Consider the following 19,890-nt stretch of genomic DNA (forward strand, 5'->3'; position numbering starts at 1 on the left):
TCCTGAGTTTAAGATACATAGTCGCCACTGTAACTGATCAGCACGGCATTATGGACGCCGGGAATCTGGGTAAGCTTGTTCACGAACTGCCCCTCCGCATCGCGAAGGCGCAGCTCTAGCGTTAGTTCTATGCTATCCTGTGTGACCGTCTTCTGTTTCAGATTGTATCGTTTGACCGTTTGCTCCATGTGTCCCTTGACAGCCTGCTCACTCTGATCGTTGTCACAATGCACGACTAACAGATAGGGAGTATCCACCGTTGCTTTCTTAATGAATAGAAATAGAATCAGACCGACAATGATCGAGCCGATGACCGCGAGCGTATAGAACCCGGCACCGGTGACGATTCCGGCAACAGCCGACCAGAACAGGAAAATAAGATCGGTTGGATCTTTGATGGGCGTGCGGAATCTGACGATAGACAGCGCCCCGACCATCCCGAGCGAGAGCACCAGGTTGGAATTTATAGCAATGATTACGACAGCGGTAATCATCGTCATGCCAATCAAGGAGACGTTGAAACTCTTGGAATATAGTACGCCGCTAAACACTCTTTTGTAGAGTAAATAGATAAATAGTCCGATTACAAAGGCCACGGCAAGCGTAATCAAGATGTTGGAGATGCTGATGTCGGAGACGAAATTCTCCATCACGGACTTCTTGATGATATTCGAGAAATTCGTTATTGATTCATTATTCGTTGTGGTGGCGTTCATGTATTATTGATCCTCCCATGTATTGTATTTCAGAAATTTCCGGCAGATCACGTATTTGGAGGCCGACTGACGGTTAAGCCCGTCGAGCTGCAGTGCGATTTTGATATAGTCTGGCATGTATTCATCGTACTTCACTTCCAGAATGCTGAAATTCTCATCGATCGCCCGAATCGGCATCAGGCTCTGGTTGAACAAGTCAACCGAGTGAAGGCCTGTCCGCAGTTCCTTATCAAACGTAATGCGAACGTTGCCGTTATGGCATACGTAAGGTTCGCGCACATAATCGATGATCACCTTCGGGCGCAGCAATTTATGCTTCAGTTCGTGATATAATTCAAGCATTAAAGGTTGCTCCGGCTGGTACAGACAATCATATTGTCCGTCCAGAATCTGGTTGACCATCTCACGCGTAAGTACACCTTCTGCTTGGCAATGTAATCGCGGAACTTGATCTTTTTCTCAAAATGAATGGTTGAATCCTGTACGTTATAGATTCGAATGCGATACTTCACCCGATCGCGAACGCCCGCTAGCTTCTCGTGTAGTGCTTTGTTGTTGATGTCGTCAAAATACAGGCTGCGGATGTGGTATTCACCGCTTGGTCCAGCATGCTGGTCATGGTTGACAAGATTCTTCAATCGTTGACGCAGCACTTGATGTTGATGGGCGTTGACAAAAAACTTCAGCTCATTGCGGTATTTCAATGTTGTCTTCATCATTTCACCTCGCTTCATCATTCATTACAAGTTCGATGCCTTGCTACGAGATTTATCCTACCAATCGATCCTGATAGCTATCTTAAGGGCGGCTGAATGTAAACTGAATGTTATCGCAATGTAAAATATCTCCCGGGCGGGATCCACGCTTCAGCGTGAATGTGGTAGGATGAGACTATATTTGAGTGAAGAACAGGACGATGCCTGATGTTGTATTATGTGGCTGCACTATGGAGCGCCGCAGCAGTGTTGTTGATTCACCAGCCGCGGAGTACGGTTAACCGCTGGGCTGCTTTTTTTCTTCTGAGTGCAGGTACGGGAGGCTTAACGGATCTGCTGCAGCCGGTGGGGTTTATTGACCCGGTTTATGAACCCTGGATTCAATTCCTGAACCATACGCTGACACCATATGGGGTGTTAATATTTTGCATGGTGTACACTCGCATTCCCGAAGGTATCAAGCGCTTGAGATCTCTCAAGCTGGGTTTGATAGTACCTGTTATGATCATGCTGGTCCAAGTCTTGTTGAGTACCGATTATCAGATTCATTACGGATTGCTCTTCTTCTGGACGGCTCCTTATTATGTATGCTCCTGCATTCTGCTGCTCCGTGCATTATCTCAAGAAATGAACCCTCAGAAACGCAGGAGCTTGCTGATCACAACGGTCATTATGGTACCAACGCTGCTCGGCGTGATGCTGTTGATCAATGTCGGGTATCTGATCTGGCCCAATTATGATTCCTTTCAATATGTATCGTTGTTTATTCTCTATTCGTTTGTTGTAGCGCTCATTTGTACATTCGTATATGGCGTGCTTGGGGTGAAGCTGAAGATTGAGCGCGATCCGCTTGAGCGAACGATGGAGGCTGTGACATCCGGGACATCCATGTTGAATCATTCGATCAAGAATGAGCTGGGAAAGATTGCAATCAGCACGGAAAATGTGAAGCAAATGCTGCCGCAGGAGCACGATTCGATTAAGGATCAGCTGAACGTGATCACGCATGCCTCTGAGCATTTGCTGGCTATGATGAGTCGGATTCAACGACAGATGATCGAATTTCGATTAGTTGAAGAAGCTGTGCGAATGGATGCTTGGCTCGCTGAGGTGCTACGGCTTGAGCAGGATTTTCTAACGAAGCACAGAGTCACGTTCGAACTACAGATTAGCCAGAAGCCATGGCTGTTGATCGACCGGGTGCACATGAAGGAAACAATGGGGAATCTGATTCGCAATGCAGTCGAAGCGATGCCGGAGGGCGGTCATTTGATTATACGGTTAAGAGCCGACCGAAAAGGGGTGGCTGTTACCGTCAAGGACCAAGGGATTGGCATTCCGCGCGTGGCGCAGTCCCACGTATTCGAACCCTTTTACAGCACGAAAGCACACCATCAGCATAACTATGGGCTTGGTTTGTCTTATGTATACAAGGTCATGAAGAAGAGCGGAGGTTCCGTTGACATAGAGAGCGTGGAAGGGGTTGGGACCGAGGTAACGTTGTATTTTCCCCGCAGCGCTATGATTCGAATCGCCGGGAGGGAAGAAGCTTGAGCCGAATACGTATTTTCCTCGTGGAGGATGATCCGGACTGGATTAAAGCGATGACGATATTCTTGAACAGTCAGGAGGATATGATCGTCGTCGGTACAGCCGAATCGTCAGAACAGGCTGTCGCGATGGCTGGAGTTTTGTCGTTTGACATCATCCTGATGGATATACAATTGTCGACAGGTCATCTGGACGGTATTTACACTGCAGCAGAAATTCATGAACTTACACCCGAGTCTAAGATTATTATGCTTACTTCGTTAGATGATGAGAGGGTGATTACCCAATCTTTCACGCTGGGGCCGTAAATTATATCGAGAAGACGAAGTTCAAAGACCTGCCGGCTGCAATTCGCAGCGCCATGCAGGGTCCAAGCTCGATGGACGTTCTATTAAAGGATTATGCGCGTATGAAACGGGAGGAGGCGCTGCGGAATTTAACGCCGGCCGAGCGCGAAGTGTTCGAGCTGCTGAATGACGGATACACGCATACTCAAATCGAAACCAAGCTGTACAAAACCGAGAGTACCCTAAAGAACCAGATTAACAAGATGCTCAAAAAACTCGGGGTAAAGAGCGGGAAGGAAGCCGTAGAGAAAATTCGGCGCAAAGGCATCGTAAAGGAAAAACGGGATTAAGGTGAGTTCGTAGTGCAGCTTCTTTGCGAGCTTTGTGTACAGTTGTATATTAGGTAGATTCATGAAAGAGGTACTACGATTCGTAGTACCTCTTTCTCTCTTTGTTCTATGAAAGAGAGAACTGACCGGATTATCATACGCGAAGTACAATGATCCTGTACATGCGATATCGAGAAGTATACAGGAGTTGATTGTACATATGAAGCAAAAACCGATTTATGTTGAGACCGTCATAATGACGGAAATGGATCGGCTGTGGAGCTATACGCAAACGCCAGAACTGCATCAGCAATGGGATCTGCGGTTCTCTGAAATTCATTATTTGCCACGCGATCGGGCCGAATTTCAACGTTTCCTCTATAAGACCCGAATCGGGTTGGGTTTGGAGATAACAGGAATCGGTGTAACGAGAGAGGTCAAGCAGCAGGAGCACTATGCCAGGATGTCGGTCTTGAAATTTGGCTCCGATCAGCAAATATCGCTTATCCGCAAAGGCGGTGGATATTGGCGTTACCACGATAATGGCAGCGGTTGCATCACGTTTATTACGAAATACGACTACCAAACGAGATTCGGCCTGCTGGGAGCTTGGTTTGACAAGCTGCTGTTTCGGCCGATGTTCGGTGCCGCGACGGCTTGGAGTTTCGATGTTCTGCGTCTGTGGCTGGAAAAAGGTATCCCACCTGCGGCGTCGATCAGCAAAGCGATTATCCATGCGGTGAGCGTGGGTATGCTGTTCCTTCTATGGTGTTATGAAGGGGTAGTACCGAAATTGCTCTTCCCGGAGGCAGGCGAACTGGATCTGCTCCGGCAAACCGGCTGGTTTGGCGGTCAGGAGGGAATCGCGATCGGACTGCTCGGCATGGCCGAAATTGGAATCGGGTTCATGACAATTTGGCTTCACAAGAGCAGATTGTGGTACAGCATCTTGGGAGTATTGTTGTTTAGTCTTATGCTTGGTGCCCTGATCACGGACCCTGGCTTGCTTCAAGCACCGTTCAATCCGGTTACACTTAGCGGCTCCATGATCGCTTTCTGTATCATGCCGCCTGCTCGGCTTCCGATGTACCCAGCATTTATCGATGTGCAAGAACACCGTCATCAATCGAAGTGAAGGAACAAGGAGGGTACGAGCATGACCTCCATTTATGAACAGGCATTAGGCGGTGATTTCCATCGGCTGCATCCCAAGATCCAGGAGCGGTTCGGATTTGGCAGCCGTGACGGCATTGCTTCGATCGGGGAAGGGGTGATGGACGAGATCTGGTATTCGTCCTGGGCCGCAATACCACTTCATATCGGCGTCACACGGCATATTATGTTCCCTAATAAAGGAAAGGGTATTCCCTTTCGGATTGAAAATTACGCATACTCGGATAAGTATGGGCGGGAGACGGTCACATGGTGCCGCAGCTTTCAATTCAGCCAAAGACAGCGGTGGTTTGATGCCACGATGATTTATAGCCTGGAGCGGGCATGCGTTGTGGATTATCTGGGAACGAAGCAGCATCTCGCTGTAGATCTTGACGTATCGATAGCGGAGAATGGAGGTATCCGAATCGAGTCTGGTGATCAGCGGTTCTACGAAGGATGGCTTCGGCTGAGACTCCCTGCTGTATTGACCGGTAAGGCGGATGTATGTGAATGGTATGATGACAAGAACCGAGAATACCGGATTTCGGTGGAGGTACGCAACCCGCTGTTGGGGCCTGTCTTCCGTTACAAAGGAAGATTTCAGGCCCACACGGTGGTCGTAGCGGATGGTCGGGTGCCAGAGCATGTAAAGCCGCTCCGGGAAGAAGCTAGAGCGTAGCGGCGGTAACCGCCTCGTTGTCCTTATTCTTGGATTCACGGAACATGCGGTAATACAGGAAGGACGCTACAACGTACAGGGTTCCTGTGATGCAAAAGGTGATGGCATATCCCCAATAGTTGCCATAGGTTGTGACCAGCTTGGATTGAACCGGACCCATCGTCGCCCATCCCAGCATAAAGGCTGCCTGGGTGAAGGAGTTGGCAATCCCTCTTCTTCGTTCCGCTACCCGGTCGATTAGAATGGAAGCTTGAATCGGATTCGCTGCGTTCATCAGCGCTTGACGGAACAGGAAACCTACCGAGGCGATCATCAGCATATTCGTGAATCCGGTTAGTAACAAGAACGGTAACGACATTACTTGGAACAAGACTACAGCCCTTACGGCACCAACGCGATTCACGAGTGTCGGTCCGATCAGCATGGATACAATCGTCATAACTTGTCCGAGCGATATGAGGATGCCGACAGCCGATAAAGAGACTGAGAACCGATTAGTGAAGTATAAATTGAGATAAGGTACCACGAGACCTGATCCGAGACCGATCAGCAGATTGGTGAGTGCGAATTGTCCGATGATCTTGAAATCTCCGATTCCCGAGGCGGGAGCAGCTTGCCCGGAATGGGCAACGGGCGGCGTGTTCGTAACTGGTTTGACAGATGGCTGATCCATTGCCTGGCGCTGATTCGTCGTAAACAGCAGTGGTATAAATGCAGTGAACGTAGCCAGCCCACCGATAAACAACACAGTCTTCAGACTGCCGACTTTACTCATGCCGATGGCCTGCAAGGCATCAGCGAGAAATCCGCCGCCCATGCTGCCGAGCACTTGTGAGGCGAGTACCAACGAAGCGTGAATGCTGAAGATGCGCATGCGCTGTGACTTCGCCGTATTCTCGGCGAGAAACGGAATAGCCAACACCTGAAAGAACGAAGCGAATAAACCGGTATAGACGGCAAGGCCAAGTAGGCTGAATTCACTTTCGAGAAAAGCGCGGACAATCAGGCCGGCACCGCTTAACAAGGCTCCAAGTATGAGGATCCGCTTGCGGTTGCCGCGGTCCCCGATAAAGCCAATCGGAATAAACATCAGCGCGGTAGCCAGTGATTGAATACTGACCACTGTTCCATTCATGGAGGCATCATAACCAAGACTTTGTATGTACAGATTGTAGAGTATCATGAACATGCCTGTACCGATCTGATACAGCACGTTAGCTAGAAAGAACAGTTTAATATTGCGTGGCCAGTCGCGATAATCCTTGGCTAATTGATGTGCGAACCCCATGATGATTCCCCCTAAATTTTACAGCAGCAACCCCTCTATTCTAACAGGTAATGTTAAAGGGAGGAAGGAAATATTCGGCATTCATCAGGCGCGGGAAATCGTGGGAAATATAGCGGGTCCATGGTAAAATAAGGCGGAAGCTAACAACGAATGCATACGATTTGCCTTGTGATACCACTGGACAGGAGTGTAAGAGAATTGAATAGGAAATTTGTTATATCACTGATCGTGATACTGATCAGCCTGATCTTCATGGCCGAGCATGATCTGGGATATTCGTTCGGAGATGGATGATCTTTGGTTGTATCACTCTCTTCTCTGTGATCTATCCGTCTGTTACAGAGCAGGCACGCTATCTGTATTATCGGGGAAGTACCGATGAGCGAGCCGGAAAGCCTGATATCGACTGATGTATCAGTGGAACTCCATAAGAACGGCCAAGTACGGATACTTAATATGAATGCCTATAAGTAATACACGATGAAACAAGGCTATTGGTTTGATATCTACTCTCTTGCTCATGGAATGGCGAACACGTCATTCCATGAGTTCTTTGCGTCGTCTCAATTTGACAATTATTCATAGACATATTATCATTGTGTCTATAAATTATAACGAGGGTGTTGTCGAATGGATGTGAATGATCGTTTCTGGAACGCCACGATAGATGAATTAAAGCTAGGCTACGTTGAAGAAGGGCAATATTGGGTATGTCTGTTATGCGGTAAGACGCTGGAACAAGGGATCATTTATCCGGATCAGGATAAGCTGTACGATGCGCAGCGATATATGACGGTGCACATACAGCGCGAGCATGGCTCGGTGTTTGCATATTTGGCAGGGCTCGACAAGAAGCTGACAGGACTTACGGATCATCAGAATCGTCTGTTGCAGCTTTTTTATGAGGGGAAGAGCGATAAAGAGGTGCAGCAGGAGCTTGGCATAGGAAGTGCATCTACGATCCGGAATCATCGGTTTGCCCTGAAGGAGAAAGAACGCCAGGCGAAGGTGATGCTGACGATGATGGAGCTCTTGAAGCAGCGGGACGATCATGCCCCTGCTATTGTGGAGATTCCGAAGCATGCCCGGATGGTCGATGAGCGGTATAACGTCACGGAGGAGGAGCGGCAGCAGATCCTCGCCAAAGTATTTCCAGAGGGTACAACGGGACCGCTCAGGACATTTAAGCTAAAGGAGAAGCAGCGGTATGTGGTTCTGCGGGAGATCGCAACCAGATTCGAACCCAACATGCGTTATTCGGAGAAAGAAGTGAATGAAATCATTGGCCTTGATAACCCGGACCATGTGACCATTCGCCGCTATATGATCGAATATGGGTTTATGGATCGCATGGACGATGGCAGTGAGTATTGGCTGACCGTGTAGTTGAAGGAGGAGAAGAAAGATCATGAATCGCAGAAGCGAACTGAATCAACAGTATAAAGAAATCAAGATCGAGTCAGGTGTCTATCAAATTCGAAATACGGTGAACGGGAAGGTATGGGTAGCCGGAACGAATAATTTCAAGACGATGAACGGCAAACGTTTCGAGCTCCAAATGAATACGAGTTATAATAAGGAACTCCAGCAGGATTGGAACGAGTACGGTGAGGATGCATTTGTATTTGAAATTCTGGAGACAATCGAGGTCAAGCCGGACCCTTATTTCGATCTGAAGGACGCTGTTCGCAAGCGAGAGGCGCATTGGCTTGAAACCTTGAACCCTTTCGGTGACAGAGGATACAATACCCCCAAACCGAATTAAACATTCTCCGTTTTCTGTGTAGGAAGCTAGCATAAGGAAGGGATATGATATTCCTTCCATTTGCATGCATAGCCGGGGTGAGATATGATTATATGAGCGGCTTGAATCGCTTCCATTCCTACTTTTCCTACACGAAAGCGAGACGTGAACACAATCATGAGATCCCTTGCATGGGTTACTGACAGCACGAGTACGATTGACCCGGATTTTGCCAGACAAAATCATATTTACGTAGTACCATTGCGATTGATTCTGGGTGAGGATGCATACCGGGAAGGCATCGATATTACCCCGGAAGCGTTCTATGAAAGAATGAAGAATGAACCGAAAATAAGCAGTTCGCAACCACCGATCGGCGAGTTTATTGAACTCTATGAATCATTGAAAGGGAAGTATGACGATATTATCGCGATTCATTGCTCGTCCGAGTTGAGTGGGACCTTGAATACGTCGGTTCATGCGGCAGAGATTGCAGAGGTACCTGTCGTTGGCATTGATTCCAGAGCAGGCGCATTTCCGCTGCGTGAGATGATTAAATCGGGCGTTCAGTGGCATAAACAAGGCGATACGATTGATATGATCAAGGAAAAGATTCAGACCATGGTGCGTAACATGGAGTTCTATTTGATACCGGCCAGCTTGCATCGACTGCACAGCAGCGGACGGGTATCCGGAACGCAGCTCTTGCTTAGTAATTTGTTGTCCATCCATCTTCTGCTCCGCTTTGACGAGGGTAAGGTGATTGTAGAAGAGAAGATCAGGACCTTTAAGAAAGCGAAGCGGCGCATTATGGAGACCGTGAAGCAGGATTTCGAGAAAATCAAAAAAGTGTGCATTATGCATGCTAACAATATAGAAATTGCCGAAGAGATCAGGCAGGAGATTGAGGATGCGGATCCTTCGTTAAAGACCGAAGTCATGACATTTATTCCGGTGGTAGGCGTCCATGCCGGGGAAGGCACAATTGCGTTGTGCTGGATCAAACAGCATCCGGCGTTTACTTAATGAATATTCCAACGAAAACCTGCAACTGTTTGATGCAGGTTTTTTTATGTTGACGATTCTGAATTGGGTTATTCGGTTGTATTAGTAGTAAGGGAATATGGCTATATGAACCTTTGGTTAGAAAGGAATGGACTCTGATGAAGGTCATTATTACACAGGCGGAAGCTATCGAAAAAAAAGATCTGGGGCGAAGTCATGCTCATGTTCGGCTTAACCGACGATAATGAAGTATGGGAGAAAGAGCAGTTTATCTTGACGGAGGAGCAAGCCCGTCAACTTGGTCTGATCTTATAATGATTCGCTTGGCACTATGGATTTAAGATGGAGAGAAGGACTGCGGGAGAGCAGTTCTTCTTTTTTATGCGTATCAATGATCGCTTGAATTTGGGACTAACACTATAACAATGATATGATGAAATGAGTGTAATGAAACAACGATATGCTGAATGATGATTGAGTATTGATGAATGATAAGAAAGAAGATGATGGAATGAATAGGACAACGATCGCCAAATTGATGATCTCCGTGCTGTGGATAGGGCTCATGGTTTTCTTCTTGGCGGCTTGCCAGGGAAACCAAGGGGCCGGCAGCACGGAGAGTAACGGAACGAAAGAGCAGGTTTCCCCGCCGAATGACGTTAAGGAAGAACCGCCATCGGATTCAGGGGAGGGGACGGACGCTGAACCGGAGGGGCTGCCAGGAGCGAATGAGCCTGAAGATGAAGTGGCGACTCTGCTATCGGAGATGACAGTTCAGGAGAAGATCGGTCAGCTTGTCATTGTCGGTCTCGACGGAACGGCCGTGGACGATGCTTCTCGCAAAATGCTGGAGCAGTATCAGGTGGGAGGATTTATTCTGTTCAAGGATAACATCACGGATACTGAGCAAGTCGTTCGGCTACTAAATGATCTGAAGCACGGCAATGCAGTTAATCCCGTTCCGCTTTGGCTGAGTATCGATGAGGAAGGCGGGCGGGTTACCCGATTTCCTGACACGTATGAACGGCTGCCTTCCAGCGGGAAGATCGGTAGCCTGCATGACGAACAACTATCCAAGGACGTGGGCAGCCTGATCGCACAAAAAGTAGCCGGAATTGGCATGAATATGGTATTTGCGCCTGTGCTGGATATTAACAGTAATCCGGATAATCCGGTGATCGGCGACCGCTCATTCGGCGATACGGCTGAGATGGTAACGGCGCAAGGCATCGCTTCGATGCAAGGCATCCAGGCGGGAGGCGTGGTGCCGGTTGTCAAGCATTTCCCGGGACATGGGGATACCTCGGTTGATTCGCATCTGGGTCTGCCTGTTGTTGAGCACGATCGGCAGCGGTTGCACGAGTTGGAGTTGGCACCTTTCCAGGCAGCTATCCAGCAGGGTGCCGACGTGGTGATGGTCGCGCATCTGTTGATGCAGGACATTGATCCGAAGACGCCATCTTCGTATTCCAAGCCGGTTATAACCGATCTGCTGCGTGGCGAGCTTGGGTTTGAGGGGGTTGTCATCACGGATGATATGACGATGGGGGCGATTACGGGTACCACGGATGTGGGTGAGGCCTCGGTGAAATCGATCGTGGCGGGAACCAACATTGTTCTGATCGGACATGAATTTTCGAAGCAGGAGGCGGTAATCCACGCGTTGACGGATGCTGTCAATAGCGGTGTTATATCCGAGGAGATGTTGGATGAGCGCGTGAGGACTACGCTGGAACTGAAACACAAGTATGGCTTGGACGATCAAGCGCTGGAGGCACCGGATATTAAAGACTTGAATCAAGCAACCAAGGAGGTTGTTGAGCAAGTGGAGGCCAGATAGTAGTGTTATGGTCCTCTTAGTGGCCGAGCAAGTCCCTGAGAGGGACTTGTGGCAACGAGCAGCGTTCCCGTTAAAGCAATCCACTCCATCGGCGCTAACGAAAACAGAAACCCCCGATCTGATATCAGATCGGGGGTTTTAATAGTCAAAAATATTAAAAGTTGATATAATGATTAGAATATGCTAGAATGAGGGGTAAATAACTATTAAGCAATTGTCATAATGACCTAATGCTAGATTAGCATAATAATATGGAATTGTCAACAGGGGGGCATAGAATGGAAAACCGTCAAAGCGCGGATTTTGCATTGGGACGCGAGGTTCCGGAAACAGAGAAAGCGGTGAATTCTCCTACCGAGGATTTCTCCGTTCACGATGATCTCTCGCTTCCACCAGGCATCAAGATCAGCGATCCAGTTCGCATGTACCTGAAAGAAATCGGTCGTGTTCCCCTCCTCTCAGCCGATGAAGAAGTGGAACTGTCCAAACGAATTGAGGAGGGGGATGAAGAAGCGAAGCGCCGTTTGGCCGAAGCGAATCTTCGTCTCGTTGTAAGTATTGCCAGAAGATATGCTGGCCGGGGCATGCAATTCCTTGATCTGATTCAGGAAGGCAATATGGGCCTGATCAAAGCGGTCGAGAAGTTTGACTATTCGAAGGGCTTTAAGTTCAGCACGTATGCTACATGGTGGATTCGCCAGGCGATTACTCGCTCCATTGCGGACCAAGCGAGAACAATTCGAATTCCGGTCCATATGGTAGAAACGATTAATAAACTGGTGCGGGTCTCCCGCCAACTCCTGCAGGAGTTGGGGCGTGAACCAACACCGGAAGAAATCGCCAAAGAGATGGAGATTACACCGGAGAAGGTTAGGGAGATTCAGAAGGTGTCCCAGGAGCCGGTTTCCCTTGAGACGCCTGTCGGTGAAGAGAGTGACTCCAATCTGGGAGACTTCATAGAGGATCAGGATGCATTGGCACCTGCTGATGCAGCAGCCTTCGAATTATTGAAAGAACAGTTGGAAGAGGTACTGGATACGTTGACAGAGCGGGAAGAGAACGTACTCCGTCTCCGCTTTGGCTTGGAGGATGGACGCACGCGTACGCTGGAGGAAGTAGGCCAGGTATTCGGTGTTACTCGTGAACGTATCCGTCAGATTGAAGCGAAGGCGCTGCGCAAGCTCCGCCACCCTAGCCGCAGCAAACGGCTGAAGGATTTCCTGGAATAAATTTAGAGACAGTAGAAATTTCCTGAGCGTATACGAGCCCCTAATGGCAGCAATTGGCTGCCATTCAGGGGTTCTTTTTTTGACCAGTTGGAGGATGCACGCCGCTGAATTGACACCACCCGCGGAGTTGCATCATAATGATGTAACAAAACATCCATGAGCAGTGTGATGAGGCTTGTGTCCGAATGTGAACCGATAGGAGTGACATGTTTGCGATGATCCTACATAAATCTGCAATCGAACGATTGTGCATGCGCCATGTGGAGCTGTCTGCTTTCTCAACTTACGGGATTGGCGGTAAAGCCAATTACTTGGCCATGCCGGAAACGTCGGAGGACCTTGCCGACCTGCTTCAAGACTGCAAGCTGCGGGGAATGCCGTGGTACATTTTTGGTATGGGCTCTAATATTCTGTTCCCGGATGAGCCGGAGCATGATCTTGTGTTTATATCGTTGAAGAATCTCGTAGACCTCCGAGTGACGAATGGAAAATGGCACGTCTCATCAGGGACGCCGATGTCATTGCTCTCGCTGATGGGCTTGATGGGTCGCCACGATCTGCTCGATTTCACTTTTTTGCTGCCGGGCTGCCTCGGTGCCGGTATCTACATGAACGCCAAATATAATCACCGTCAAATCTGCGATATTCTGGATACGGTTTACTATATTGACACCATGGAACCTGGTCTCCATATACAGTCTGTTGCGGTCTCGGACTGCCAGTTCGCCTATAAACAATCGATTTTTCAGCAGCATCCGTGGATTGTTGTCGGTGCTGATTTAAACATTCCGGTCAGTAGCGAAGAGCAGGTCCTATCGACCGCTCAACTATTAAAAGATTGGAAATCCCGCGGCAGTCACCCGTCCTCCTTGCCGTCGTTCTTCTCTTTTTTCCTGGGCGAAGTGCACGCGCTGGCAGGGCAAGGGATTCCGACACCACAATCGATGCTGGATATCATCAAGTATCGTACGAGCAAGCGTCATTTTGATTACCCGTCGTGCGGTTCCGTATTTAAAAATAATTATAATTACGGGGTGGCCGTTGGAGCGCTTGTCGATCAGTTGAATATTAAAGGTACGGAATATGGAGGCGCCATCATCTCTCCGCATCACGGCAATATGATACTCAACCAAAATCAGGCCAAGGCTTCAGATATACGGTATTTAATGAATTTGATCTCGGAATCGATTGATAGGCAATTTGGATTCGTGCCTGAACCCGAGATTGTTCTGGTGTAAAGATTGGATATAAAAATAATCTCTGTAAAGGAATTGGAATAAGTAGAATTTAAGGATATAATCAGATAGGTGATCATCTGTTTATCGTGGTAAGCAGTGAAATTAATGATGTGAGAGGGGTATTACATATGGCAAAAACATTAATTTTTGGACACAAAAATCCGGATACGGATACGATCTGCTCAGCCATCGCTTATGCTGATCTGAAGAATCAGCTTGGCCTGGAAGCAGAGCCAGTGCGCCTTGGCGATGTTAACGGTGAAACGCAATTCGCACTCGACTATTTCAAGGTGGATGCACCACGTTTAGTTGAGACGGTAGCGGGTGAAGCGGCGGATGTGATTCTTGTCGATCATAACGAGCGTCAACAAAGCGCTTCCGATATTGATCAGGTTCGTGTGGTTGAGGTCATTGATCATCATCGTATTGCTAACTTTGAGACAAGCCATCCGCTGTACTATCGGGCTGAGCCTGTTGGCTGCACCGCTACGATTCTGCTTAAGATTTATAAAGAGAAGGGCGTTGCTGTTCGCAAAGAGATCGCAGGACTCATGCTGTCTGCTATCATCTCGGATTCTTTGTTGTTCAAATCCCCGACCTGCACGGAAGAAGATATTGCTGCCGCTCGCGAGCTTGCGGAAATTGCAGGCGTGGATGCAGACAGCTACGGCTTGGAGATGCTTAAAGCCGGCGCCGATCTGAGCGATAAAACTATCGCGCAGCTGATCTCACTGGATGCTAAAGAATTTAGCATGGGTGGAGCCAAAGTCGAAATCGCACAAGTCAATGCGGTGGATACGAATGACGTACTGGCTCGTCAAGCGGAGCTCGAGTACGCTATCCAATCCATCATCGCGGACAAGAAGCTTGATCTGTTCGTGTTCGTTGTGACGGATATCCTCAACAATGATTCCATCGCACTTGCACTGGGCCAAGAAGCAAAAGCGGTTGAGAAAGCATACAACGTATCGCTTAGCGACAATAAAGCGCTGCTCAAAGGTGTTGTATCACGCAAATCGCAGATCGTACCTGTCCTGACGGACGCTTTTGCGCAATAATTCGAACATCACATCAAGCCTGACCGGCTCTGGATAGCTGGTCAGGCTTGTTTTTATTTAATGATGTTTAGCCCCGGAATAGAAGATTGAAATATTGTAATGAATTTACATGGATTTGACATCCTTTTTCAACGTTTGAGTCGTATAATGAAATTATCGTAAACCGTGAATATTCTGTTTCATATACCAGTATTTGGTTTACATATATAGACAAGCATAAGACAAGTTCGTGAGAGGGGCGAGGAGAACATGAAGAGATCGGTTTGGAGATTGGGTGCAATGCTGCTGCTGATACTAGTTACGATGACAACAGTAGGTGTGGCTTCTAGCAACAATTATGAGCCGGTTCAGCATGCTTCGAATCAGGAGGCTGCCTATATTAATGGACTTAAGATAAGGGACGGTAAGGTCTATTTGGAAGTAGATCCGATTGAGTGGTACGAAGGAGAGGAAGCGAATCAAATCTTCCGTGAGCGGGAGCAAGATCCGGACATGACGGAAGCGCCTGATGGCTACTACATCGTGAACGATACGGAAGAGAACATCGTACTGCCTGTCGCTGATGATGCGGAAGTCTTGTTACAGCTGTATGATCACACAGGACGATATGAGGATGCGCAGATTTCTTGGAATCAACTGGTGAGCTTGAACAAATTCACGGAAATCTATCGTAAAGACGATATCGTGGACATGAAGTGGTTCCCATTCCATATCACGATCGAGGACGGCGTAGTCGTTAAACTTATTCAACAATACGTACCTTAATGATATACAACAGAGTACAATAAAGCCGCAAGTGTTCAGGTTGTTACGCAACCCGATCACTTGCGGCTTTTTGCGATGTTATTTCGCTTTGTTATGATGCTGAAGTGGTTTTAATTTGCCGTTGACCACGTCATTCACGAACGGAGCGATTTTAGCTTTACGTTGTTCGTATTCTTCTCTGGTAATAGTTCCTTCGGCTAGCTTCTCATCCAGACGCTTGGTCAGCGCCTGTACCTGCTGATCAATCACGGATTGCACAGGAATGTGCTTGGCTTCAGCGATTTGAGCTAACGATTTCCCATCTTGCAGTGACTGCTTGAGCTCATCCGGTGTCATCTTCAAAAGCTGTGCGAGTCCCTCGCGATCCGAGACGAGCCTGCCATGACGGTGAGGTGCGTGCCTTTGCCAGCCACCCTTAGCATCCAGCAGTTTGTCAGCTGCAGCCGAGAAGTCCATCGATTTGCCGAGATGATTCGGTCTGGCGGAGATTTTCTCCTTCAGCAGCTCAATGAGCTTGTCCTTCATCACCTCGCGCGTAATGCCCTGCTCATTGGCGATTTCAGCAAGCGTAGCCGTCTTCAGCTTGTCGCGCAGTACTTGCGGCTCCAGCTTGAGGAACTCGGAGAGGGTTCTGAACATTTGTCCAGGTTTATGTTGTCCCGGGCCATCCTGTGATGAAGGCACAGCCGGGGATTCGCTTACTTGATTTGGCTCCGCCGAGACAGAAACGGGTAGATACGCGAGACCCATGATCACCGCAATGCATAGAAGCATGATGCGTTGCATGGATTTGATGTGTGTTGCCATTGTCGATTACCGCCTTTCTCATGGTTTGGCCTTACAGTCCATCAGTGTTGCCGGATAAACTGAACTCATCCTTAAAATAACCTTAAAATGGGATGAAAATACATGATAGAGCATCAGATCCATCATGATTTATTTATGAAAGCGCTTGAAATAAAGGTTGACGAGACGTGAAGACCTCGATATTATTATTTTAAAGTTTAATGAATTGATTCATATATTTATTTACAAAAGAGGAGCGGATTTACGATGAGTCATGTCATTACTGTTCATTCCGATTTATCTGCAGGGAAGATTAACCGTAATATCTACGGTCATTTCTCCGAGCATTTGGGACGCTGTATCTATGAAGGGTTATGGGTCGGAGAAGATTCTGCGATTCCGAATACCGATGGCATCCGCAACGATGTGCTGGCGGCCTTGAAGAAACTGGGCATACCGGTGCTGCGTTGGCCGGGAGGCTGTTTTGCCGATGAGTATCATTGGAAAGATGGCATCGGCCCGCGTGAGGGACGCAAACAGATGGTGAACACCCATTGGGGCGGTGTTGTGGAGAACAATCATTTTGGGACGCATGAGTTCCTGAGGCTCTGCGAGTTGCTGGATTGCGAACCGTACATATCAGGCAACGTGGGAAGCGGCACGGTACAGGAGATGTCCGAATGGGTGGAATACATGACCTTTGACGGGGTATCGCCGATGGCGAAGTGGCGCGAGCAGAATGGACGCCAGCAGCCGTGGCAGCTTAAATATTTCGGTGTAGGGAACGAGAACTGGGGCTGCGGCGGTAATATGCGTCCTGAATATTACGCAGACCTGTATCGTCGCTATCAGACGTATGTGCGGAATTACGGTGAGAATAAAATCTATAAGATTGCCTGTGGGCCGAATGTCGATGATTACCACTGGATGGAGACAGTGATGCGCGAAGCCCATCCATACATGGATGCAATCAGTTTGCATTATTACACGATACCTGGCGAGTTCTGGACCAGAAGGGGGCGGCAACCGGATTCTCGAATCAGGAATGGTTCCATACATTGAAGAAAGCGCTGCACATGGATGAGCTGATTACCAGACATTCAGCCATTATGGATCAATATGATCCGAAGAAGCGCATCGGTCTGATCGTGGATGAGTGGGGAACCTGGTATGATGTAGAGCCAGGCACGAACCCGGGATTTTTATATCAGCAAAATACGATTCGCGACGCGCTTGTCGCCGGTCTTACGCTGCATATATTCCACGAGCACAACGACCGAGTGGTGATGGCCAACATCGCTCAGCTTGTGAATGTGCTGCAGTCGGTCGTACTGACAGAAGGGGATAAGATGCTGCTTACGCCTACTTACCATGTATTCGAGATGTACAAGGTATTTCAGGATGCGGAACGCCTCGTCACGCACTACAGCGGCGAGGATTATGAACTGGATGGTGAGAAGATTCCTCAGATTTCAGCTTCCGCGTCCAGAGATGCAACCGGGAAGCTACATGTAAGTCTCTGTAATCTGCATCATGAACACTCGGGTGAGGTATCGATTCAATTGCGTGGTTTGAATGGAACAATCGCGAGCGTCCAGGGCCGGACCCTCAATGCTAATTCCATGGATGCGCATAACACATTCGAGAACCCGACTGCGCTTGAACCTGCTGTGTTTGAGAACTATGAGTTAACCGGTGATGTCGTAAGGGCAACGTTGGCACCGATGTCGGTTACGGTGCTTGAGATTGTGGAAGGGTAAGACAGCCTATGGCAGATAATCGCTGCAAAGGTTGCCGTGATGATTACCGGGTCAGTTCGGAGCAGATCGAAAGAGTCCTCGCGGCTGCGATGTTCCATACCGACGATAATGTATCGGATGAATGGTACGATGCCCGCTTGGAGGCATGCATGTCCTGTCCCAAGTTACAGGGGGGAACGACTTGCATGTTATGTGGCTGTATTGTTCAGATTACAGCCAAGATGAGAGACAAACGATGCCCCTATCCCGGTGATGATCGCTGGGCTGAGGCTGTCCAAGTTGGGTAACATTATGCATAGCGAGCCAGCTGTCTACGTATAAAACGGTGGCAGTTGGCTTTTTCACATGAAGATTGAATGAACTTCCTTTACAGCAGCCGACTTTCCATGATATTACAATTGAATGGCCGGAATGTGCGTCAAAGGAGGGGAAGGTATGATTAAGAGAGGGGCATTTGGGTTCTATTGGATGGCCCATTCCAGCATCTCGTTAGCAAGTGTTGTATACATCATGGTGCTGACAACCTTCATGTATCAAGAAACAGGCTCTGCCTTTATGGCGTCTTTATACCCTCTAATCAGCGCCTTGGCCCGGTTGGTTGCAGGATTAACCGCACCTTTGATCATGGAGAAGTTCGATTTCTCCAAATTGTTGGTTCGCTTGCAGGTATGCAAAGGCATCTTCATGTCAACGCTTGTTGTTCTGTTCCCATACATATATTCGCGCATTGAATTGATCTGCTTGTTTATTCTGCTTATCGCGTTCACGGAAGGCTGGGGAAATCCGTTAATCCGCTCGCTGGTACCAAGAATTGTTCCTGCAGATCGTCTGGTGAAGGCGAACAGTTCATTATCGGTGTCTAGTCAATCGCTCCAGATTGCAGGGTATACGTTTACCGGATTTATCGTTATTCAATATGGGCATATACCAACCTTGGTTATCGCTTGCATTCTGATCTGGGTCTCGGTGGCAGGCCTGGGGTTAGCCTCATATTCAGCGAAGGACGACCATCAAGCCAGTGGACCAGCGAAACCAAGCTGGCAAGTGATGCGGGAAGGTTGGACTCTGCTATGGAGAATACCCACGCTGCGAATGGTGACCTTGATGGATATGATAGAAGGAGTGGCGGGTACGATATGGGTGGGGGCAATAACGCTCGTATACGTGAAGGAAGTGCTGAACCAGGGTGAAGAATGGTGGGGATTCATTAACGCAAGTTATTACGCTGGGGCGATATTAGGCGGCTTGCTATCCTACATGTTCGCGTCGTTTATTCAGAAGAACCTGGTCTTCAGTATGGCTATCGGATCAGCCATCTTTAGTTTGCTTACACTCTGGTACGGTTTAAATAGTACGCCAATCATAGCCTTGGTGTTATGTATTGCCATGGGTCCCGCCTATCAAATGAGGGATGTAGCCCAACAGACGGCGTTTCAGTCCAGTGTGGAGCCCGGGATTCTCTCCAAGGTATATGCCTCCCATGATATTTTGATCTCCACGATCACGAGCATATCGATTGCCTTTATCGGGTTTATCGCAGATACGATGGGTATCCGCATGGTCTACATCGTGGGAGCGGTATTTATCGCCATATCCGCAGGGCTATCGCTTATGATCGTTCGATTGAACAGACAATCGCCGAGGAATGTCCAATCCGATCACAAGACCGTCTCCTAATTCGTATTGTAAAATCATTTAAAAAGAGTTGTACTATAGTACAACTCTTTTTGATTGTTATAGGTTT

At 48.2% G+C, this 19,890-nt stretch carries 16 protein-coding genes and 3 pseudogenes; 15 read left to right on the plus strand and 4 right to left on the minus strand.

Annotation, left to right across the window (positions count from 1 at the left end):
• Nucleotides 1-8: 8 nt before the first annotated feature.
• Both JCM10914_RS04325 and JCM10914_RS04330 read right to left on the minus strand, forming a co-directional pair.
• Entirely contained in the window at nucleotides 9-716 is a 708-nt protein-coding gene (locus JCM10914_RS04325) for a DUF4956 domain-containing protein (RefSeq protein ID WP_023957833.1), read from the minus strand.
• Nucleotides 717-719: 3 nt separating this feature from the next.
• A pseudogene (locus JCM10914_RS04330) lies at nucleotides 720-1,432 on the minus strand (polyphosphate polymerase domain-containing protein).
• Nucleotides 1,433-1,639: 207 nt separating this feature from the next.
• On the opposite strand from JCM10914_RS04330, the gene JCM10914_RS04335 reads away from it, so the two are divergent.
• From JCM10914_RS04335 to JCM10914_RS04350, 4 genes and pseudogenes are all read left to right on the plus strand, one after another.
• Nucleotides 1,640-2,986 (plus strand): sensor histidine kinase, encoded by a 1,347-nt coding sequence (locus tag JCM10914_RS04335; RefSeq protein ID WP_023957839.1) that lies wholly within the window; start codon nucleotides 1,640-1,642, stop codon nucleotides 2,984-2,986.
• Nucleotides 2,983-3,620: pseudogene (locus JCM10914_RS04340) on the plus strand (response regulator). Before JCM10914_RS04335 ends, JCM10914_RS04340 begins: the two are co-directional and overlap by 4 nt.
• Before the next feature lie 199 nt (nucleotides 3,621-3,819).
• Entirely contained in the window at nucleotides 3,820-4,734 is a 915-nt protein-coding gene (locus tag JCM10914_RS04345; RefSeq protein ID WP_023957845.1) for a DoxX-like family protein, read from the plus strand.
• 21 nt (nucleotides 4,735-4,755) lie between these two features.
• Nucleotides 4,756-5,433: a DUF4166 domain-containing protein gene (locus JCM10914_RS04350; RefSeq protein WP_023957847.1), complete on the plus strand. Its 678-nt coding sequence runs from the start codon at nucleotides 4,756-4,758 to the stop codon at nucleotides 5,431-5,433.
• Here the strand turns inward: JCM10914_RS04350 and JCM10914_RS04355 are convergent.
• A complete protein-coding gene (locus tag JCM10914_RS04355; protein ID WP_023957849.1) occupies nucleotides 5,423-6,721 on the minus strand; it encodes an MFS transporter in 1,299 nt (432 codons plus the stop codon). The two genes, JCM10914_RS04350 and JCM10914_RS04355, sit on opposite strands and share 11 nt — an antisense overlap.
• 630 nt (nucleotides 6,722-7,351) lie before the next feature.
• Here JCM10914_RS04355 and JCM10914_RS04360 point away from each other — a divergent pair.
• The 8 genes from JCM10914_RS04360 (at nucleotide 7,352) to JCM10914_RS04395 (ending at nucleotide 15,600) form a co-directional block, all read left to right on the plus strand.
• Nucleotides 7,352-8,107, plus strand: coding sequence for a DUF2087 domain-containing protein (locus JCM10914_RS04360; RefSeq protein WP_023957851.1), 756 nt, complete (start codon nucleotides 7,352-7,354; stop codon nucleotides 8,105-8,107).
• 22 nt (nucleotides 8,108-8,129) lie between these two features.
• The gene (locus JCM10914_RS04365; RefSeq protein ID WP_023957853.1) at nucleotides 8,130-8,486 is read left to right on the plus strand and encodes a GIY-YIG nuclease family protein; all 357 of its coding nucleotides are present in this window, start codon (nucleotides 8,130-8,132) and stop codon (nucleotides 8,484-8,486) included.
• Between the two features lie 156 nt (nucleotides 8,487-8,642).
• The gene (locus JCM10914_RS04370; protein ID WP_023957855.1) at nucleotides 8,643-9,491 is read left to right on the plus strand and encodes a DegV family protein; all 849 of its coding nucleotides are present in this window, start codon (nucleotides 8,643-8,645) and stop codon (nucleotides 9,489-9,491) included.
• A gap of 490 nt (nucleotides 9,492-9,981) precedes the next feature.
• The gene (nagZ, locus tag JCM10914_RS04375) at nucleotides 9,982-11,310 is read left to right on the plus strand and encodes a beta-N-acetylhexosaminidase (protein ID WP_052019644.1); all 1,329 of its coding nucleotides are present in this window, start codon (nucleotides 9,982-9,984) and stop codon (nucleotides 11,308-11,310) included.
• Between the two features lie 278 nt (nucleotides 11,311-11,588).
• Nucleotides 11,589-12,539, plus strand: a complete 951-nt coding sequence (rpoD, locus tag JCM10914_RS04380) for an RNA polymerase sigma factor RpoD (RefSeq protein ID WP_023957859.1) — start codon at nucleotides 11,589-11,591, stop codon at nucleotides 12,537-12,539.
• A 215-nt stretch (nucleotides 12,540-12,754) separates the two neighbouring features.
• On the plus strand, nucleotides 12,755-13,777 hold the full coding sequence (locus JCM10914_RS04385; RefSeq protein ID WP_036716980.1) for a UDP-N-acetylmuramate dehydrogenase: 1,023 nt from the start codon (nucleotides 12,755-12,757) through the stop codon (nucleotides 13,775-13,777).
• Between the two features lie 128 nt (nucleotides 13,778-13,905).
• A complete protein-coding gene (locus JCM10914_RS04390; protein WP_023957863.1) occupies nucleotides 13,906-14,835 on the plus strand; it encodes a manganese-dependent inorganic pyrophosphatase in 930 nt (309 codons plus the stop codon).
• Nucleotides 14,836-15,084: 249 nt separating this feature from the next.
• Entirely contained in the window at nucleotides 15,085-15,600 is a 516-nt protein-coding gene (locus JCM10914_RS04395; RefSeq protein WP_036716982.1) for a hypothetical protein, read from the plus strand.
• 78 nt (nucleotides 15,601-15,678) lie between these two features.
• On the opposite strand, the gene JCM10914_RS04400 is transcribed toward JCM10914_RS04395, so the two are convergent.
• Nucleotides 15,679-16,407, minus strand: coding sequence for an SHOCT domain-containing protein (locus JCM10914_RS04400; protein ID WP_023957867.1), 729 nt, complete (start codon nucleotides 16,405-16,407; stop codon nucleotides 15,679-15,681).
• Nucleotides 16,408-16,653: 246 nt separating this feature from the next.
• Between JCM10914_RS04400 and JCM10914_RS04405 the strand changes: the two are divergent.
• The 3 genes and pseudogenes from JCM10914_RS04405 (at nucleotide 16,654) to JCM10914_RS04415 (ending at nucleotide 19,823) form a co-directional block, all read left to right on the plus strand.
• Nucleotides 16,654-18,146: pseudogene (locus JCM10914_RS04405) on the plus strand (alpha-N-arabinofuranosidase).
• A gap of 8 nt (nucleotides 18,147-18,154) precedes the next feature.
• The gene (locus JCM10914_RS04410; protein ID WP_023957873.1) at nucleotides 18,155-18,433 is read left to right on the plus strand and encodes a DUF6171 family protein; all 279 of its coding nucleotides are present in this window, start codon (nucleotides 18,155-18,157) and stop codon (nucleotides 18,431-18,433) included.
• Nucleotides 18,434-18,581: 148 nt separating this feature from the next.
• Nucleotides 18,582-19,823 (plus strand): MFS transporter, encoded by a 1,242-nt coding sequence (locus JCM10914_RS04415; RefSeq protein WP_023957875.1) that lies wholly within the window; start codon nucleotides 18,582-18,584, stop codon nucleotides 19,821-19,823.
• Nucleotides 19,824-19,890: the final 67 nt, after the last annotated feature.

It is taken from the genome of Paenibacillus sp. JCM 10914, from assembly GCF_001315105.1.
Taxonomy (GTDB): Bacteria; Bacillota; Bacilli; order Paenibacillales; family Paenibacillaceae; genus Paenibacillus_AQ.

What these genes read in the sequence shown, in the direction of transcription:
- JCM10914_RS04325 (WP_023957833.1), bottom strand. Translation starts at nt 716, where the DNA reads ATGAACGCCACCACAACGAATAATGAATCAATAACGAATTTCTCGAAT.
- JCM10914_RS04335 (WP_023957839.1), top strand. Translation starts at nt 1,640, where the DNA reads ATGTTGTATTATGTGGCTGCACTATGGAGCGCCGCAGCAGTGTTGTTG.
- JCM10914_RS04345 (WP_023957845.1), top strand. Translation starts at nt 3,820, where the DNA reads ATGAAGCAAAAACCGATTTATGTTGAGACCGTCATAATGACGGAAATG.
- JCM10914_RS04350 (WP_023957847.1), top strand. Translation starts at nt 4,756, where the DNA reads ATGACCTCCATTTATGAACAGGCATTAGGCGGTGATTTCCATCGGCTG.
- JCM10914_RS04355 (WP_023957849.1), bottom strand. Translation starts at nt 6,721, where the DNA reads ATGGGGTTCGCACATCAATTAGCCAAGGATTATCGCGACTGGCCACGC.
- JCM10914_RS04360 (WP_023957851.1), top strand. Translation starts at nt 7,352, where the DNA reads ATGGATGTGAATGATCGTTTCTGGAACGCCACGATAGATGAATTAAAG.
- JCM10914_RS04365 (WP_023957853.1), top strand. Translation starts at nt 8,130, where the DNA reads ATGAATCGCAGAAGCGAACTGAATCAACAGTATAAAGAAATCAAGATC.
- JCM10914_RS04370 (WP_023957855.1), top strand. Translation starts at nt 8,643, where the DNA reads ATGAGATCCCTTGCATGGGTTACTGACAGCACGAGTACGATTGACCCG.
- nagZ (WP_052019644.1), top strand. Translation starts at nt 9,982, where the DNA reads ATGAATAGGACAACGATCGCCAAATTGATGATCTCCGTGCTGTGGATA.
- rpoD (WP_023957859.1), top strand. Translation starts at nt 11,589, where the DNA reads ATGGAAAACCGTCAAAGCGCGGATTTTGCATTGGGACGCGAGGTTCCG.
- JCM10914_RS04385 (WP_036716980.1), top strand. Translation starts at nt 12,755, where the DNA reads ATGATCCTACATAAATCTGCAATCGAACGATTGTGCATGCGCCATGTG.
- JCM10914_RS04390 (WP_023957863.1), top strand. Translation starts at nt 13,906, where the DNA reads ATGGCAAAAACATTAATTTTTGGACACAAAAATCCGGATACGGATACG.
- JCM10914_RS04395 (WP_036716982.1), top strand. Translation starts at nt 15,085, where the DNA reads ATGAAGAGATCGGTTTGGAGATTGGGTGCAATGCTGCTGCTGATACTA.
- JCM10914_RS04400 (WP_023957867.1), bottom strand. Translation starts at nt 16,407, where the DNA reads ATGGCAACACACATCAAATCCATGCAACGCATCATGCTTCTATGCATT.
- JCM10914_RS04410 (WP_023957873.1), top strand. Translation starts at nt 18,155, where the DNA reads ATGGCAGATAATCGCTGCAAAGGTTGCCGTGATGATTACCGGGTCAGT.
- JCM10914_RS04415 (WP_023957875.1), top strand. Translation starts at nt 18,582, where the DNA reads ATGATTAAGAGAGGGGCATTTGGGTTCTATTGGATGGCCCATTCCAGC.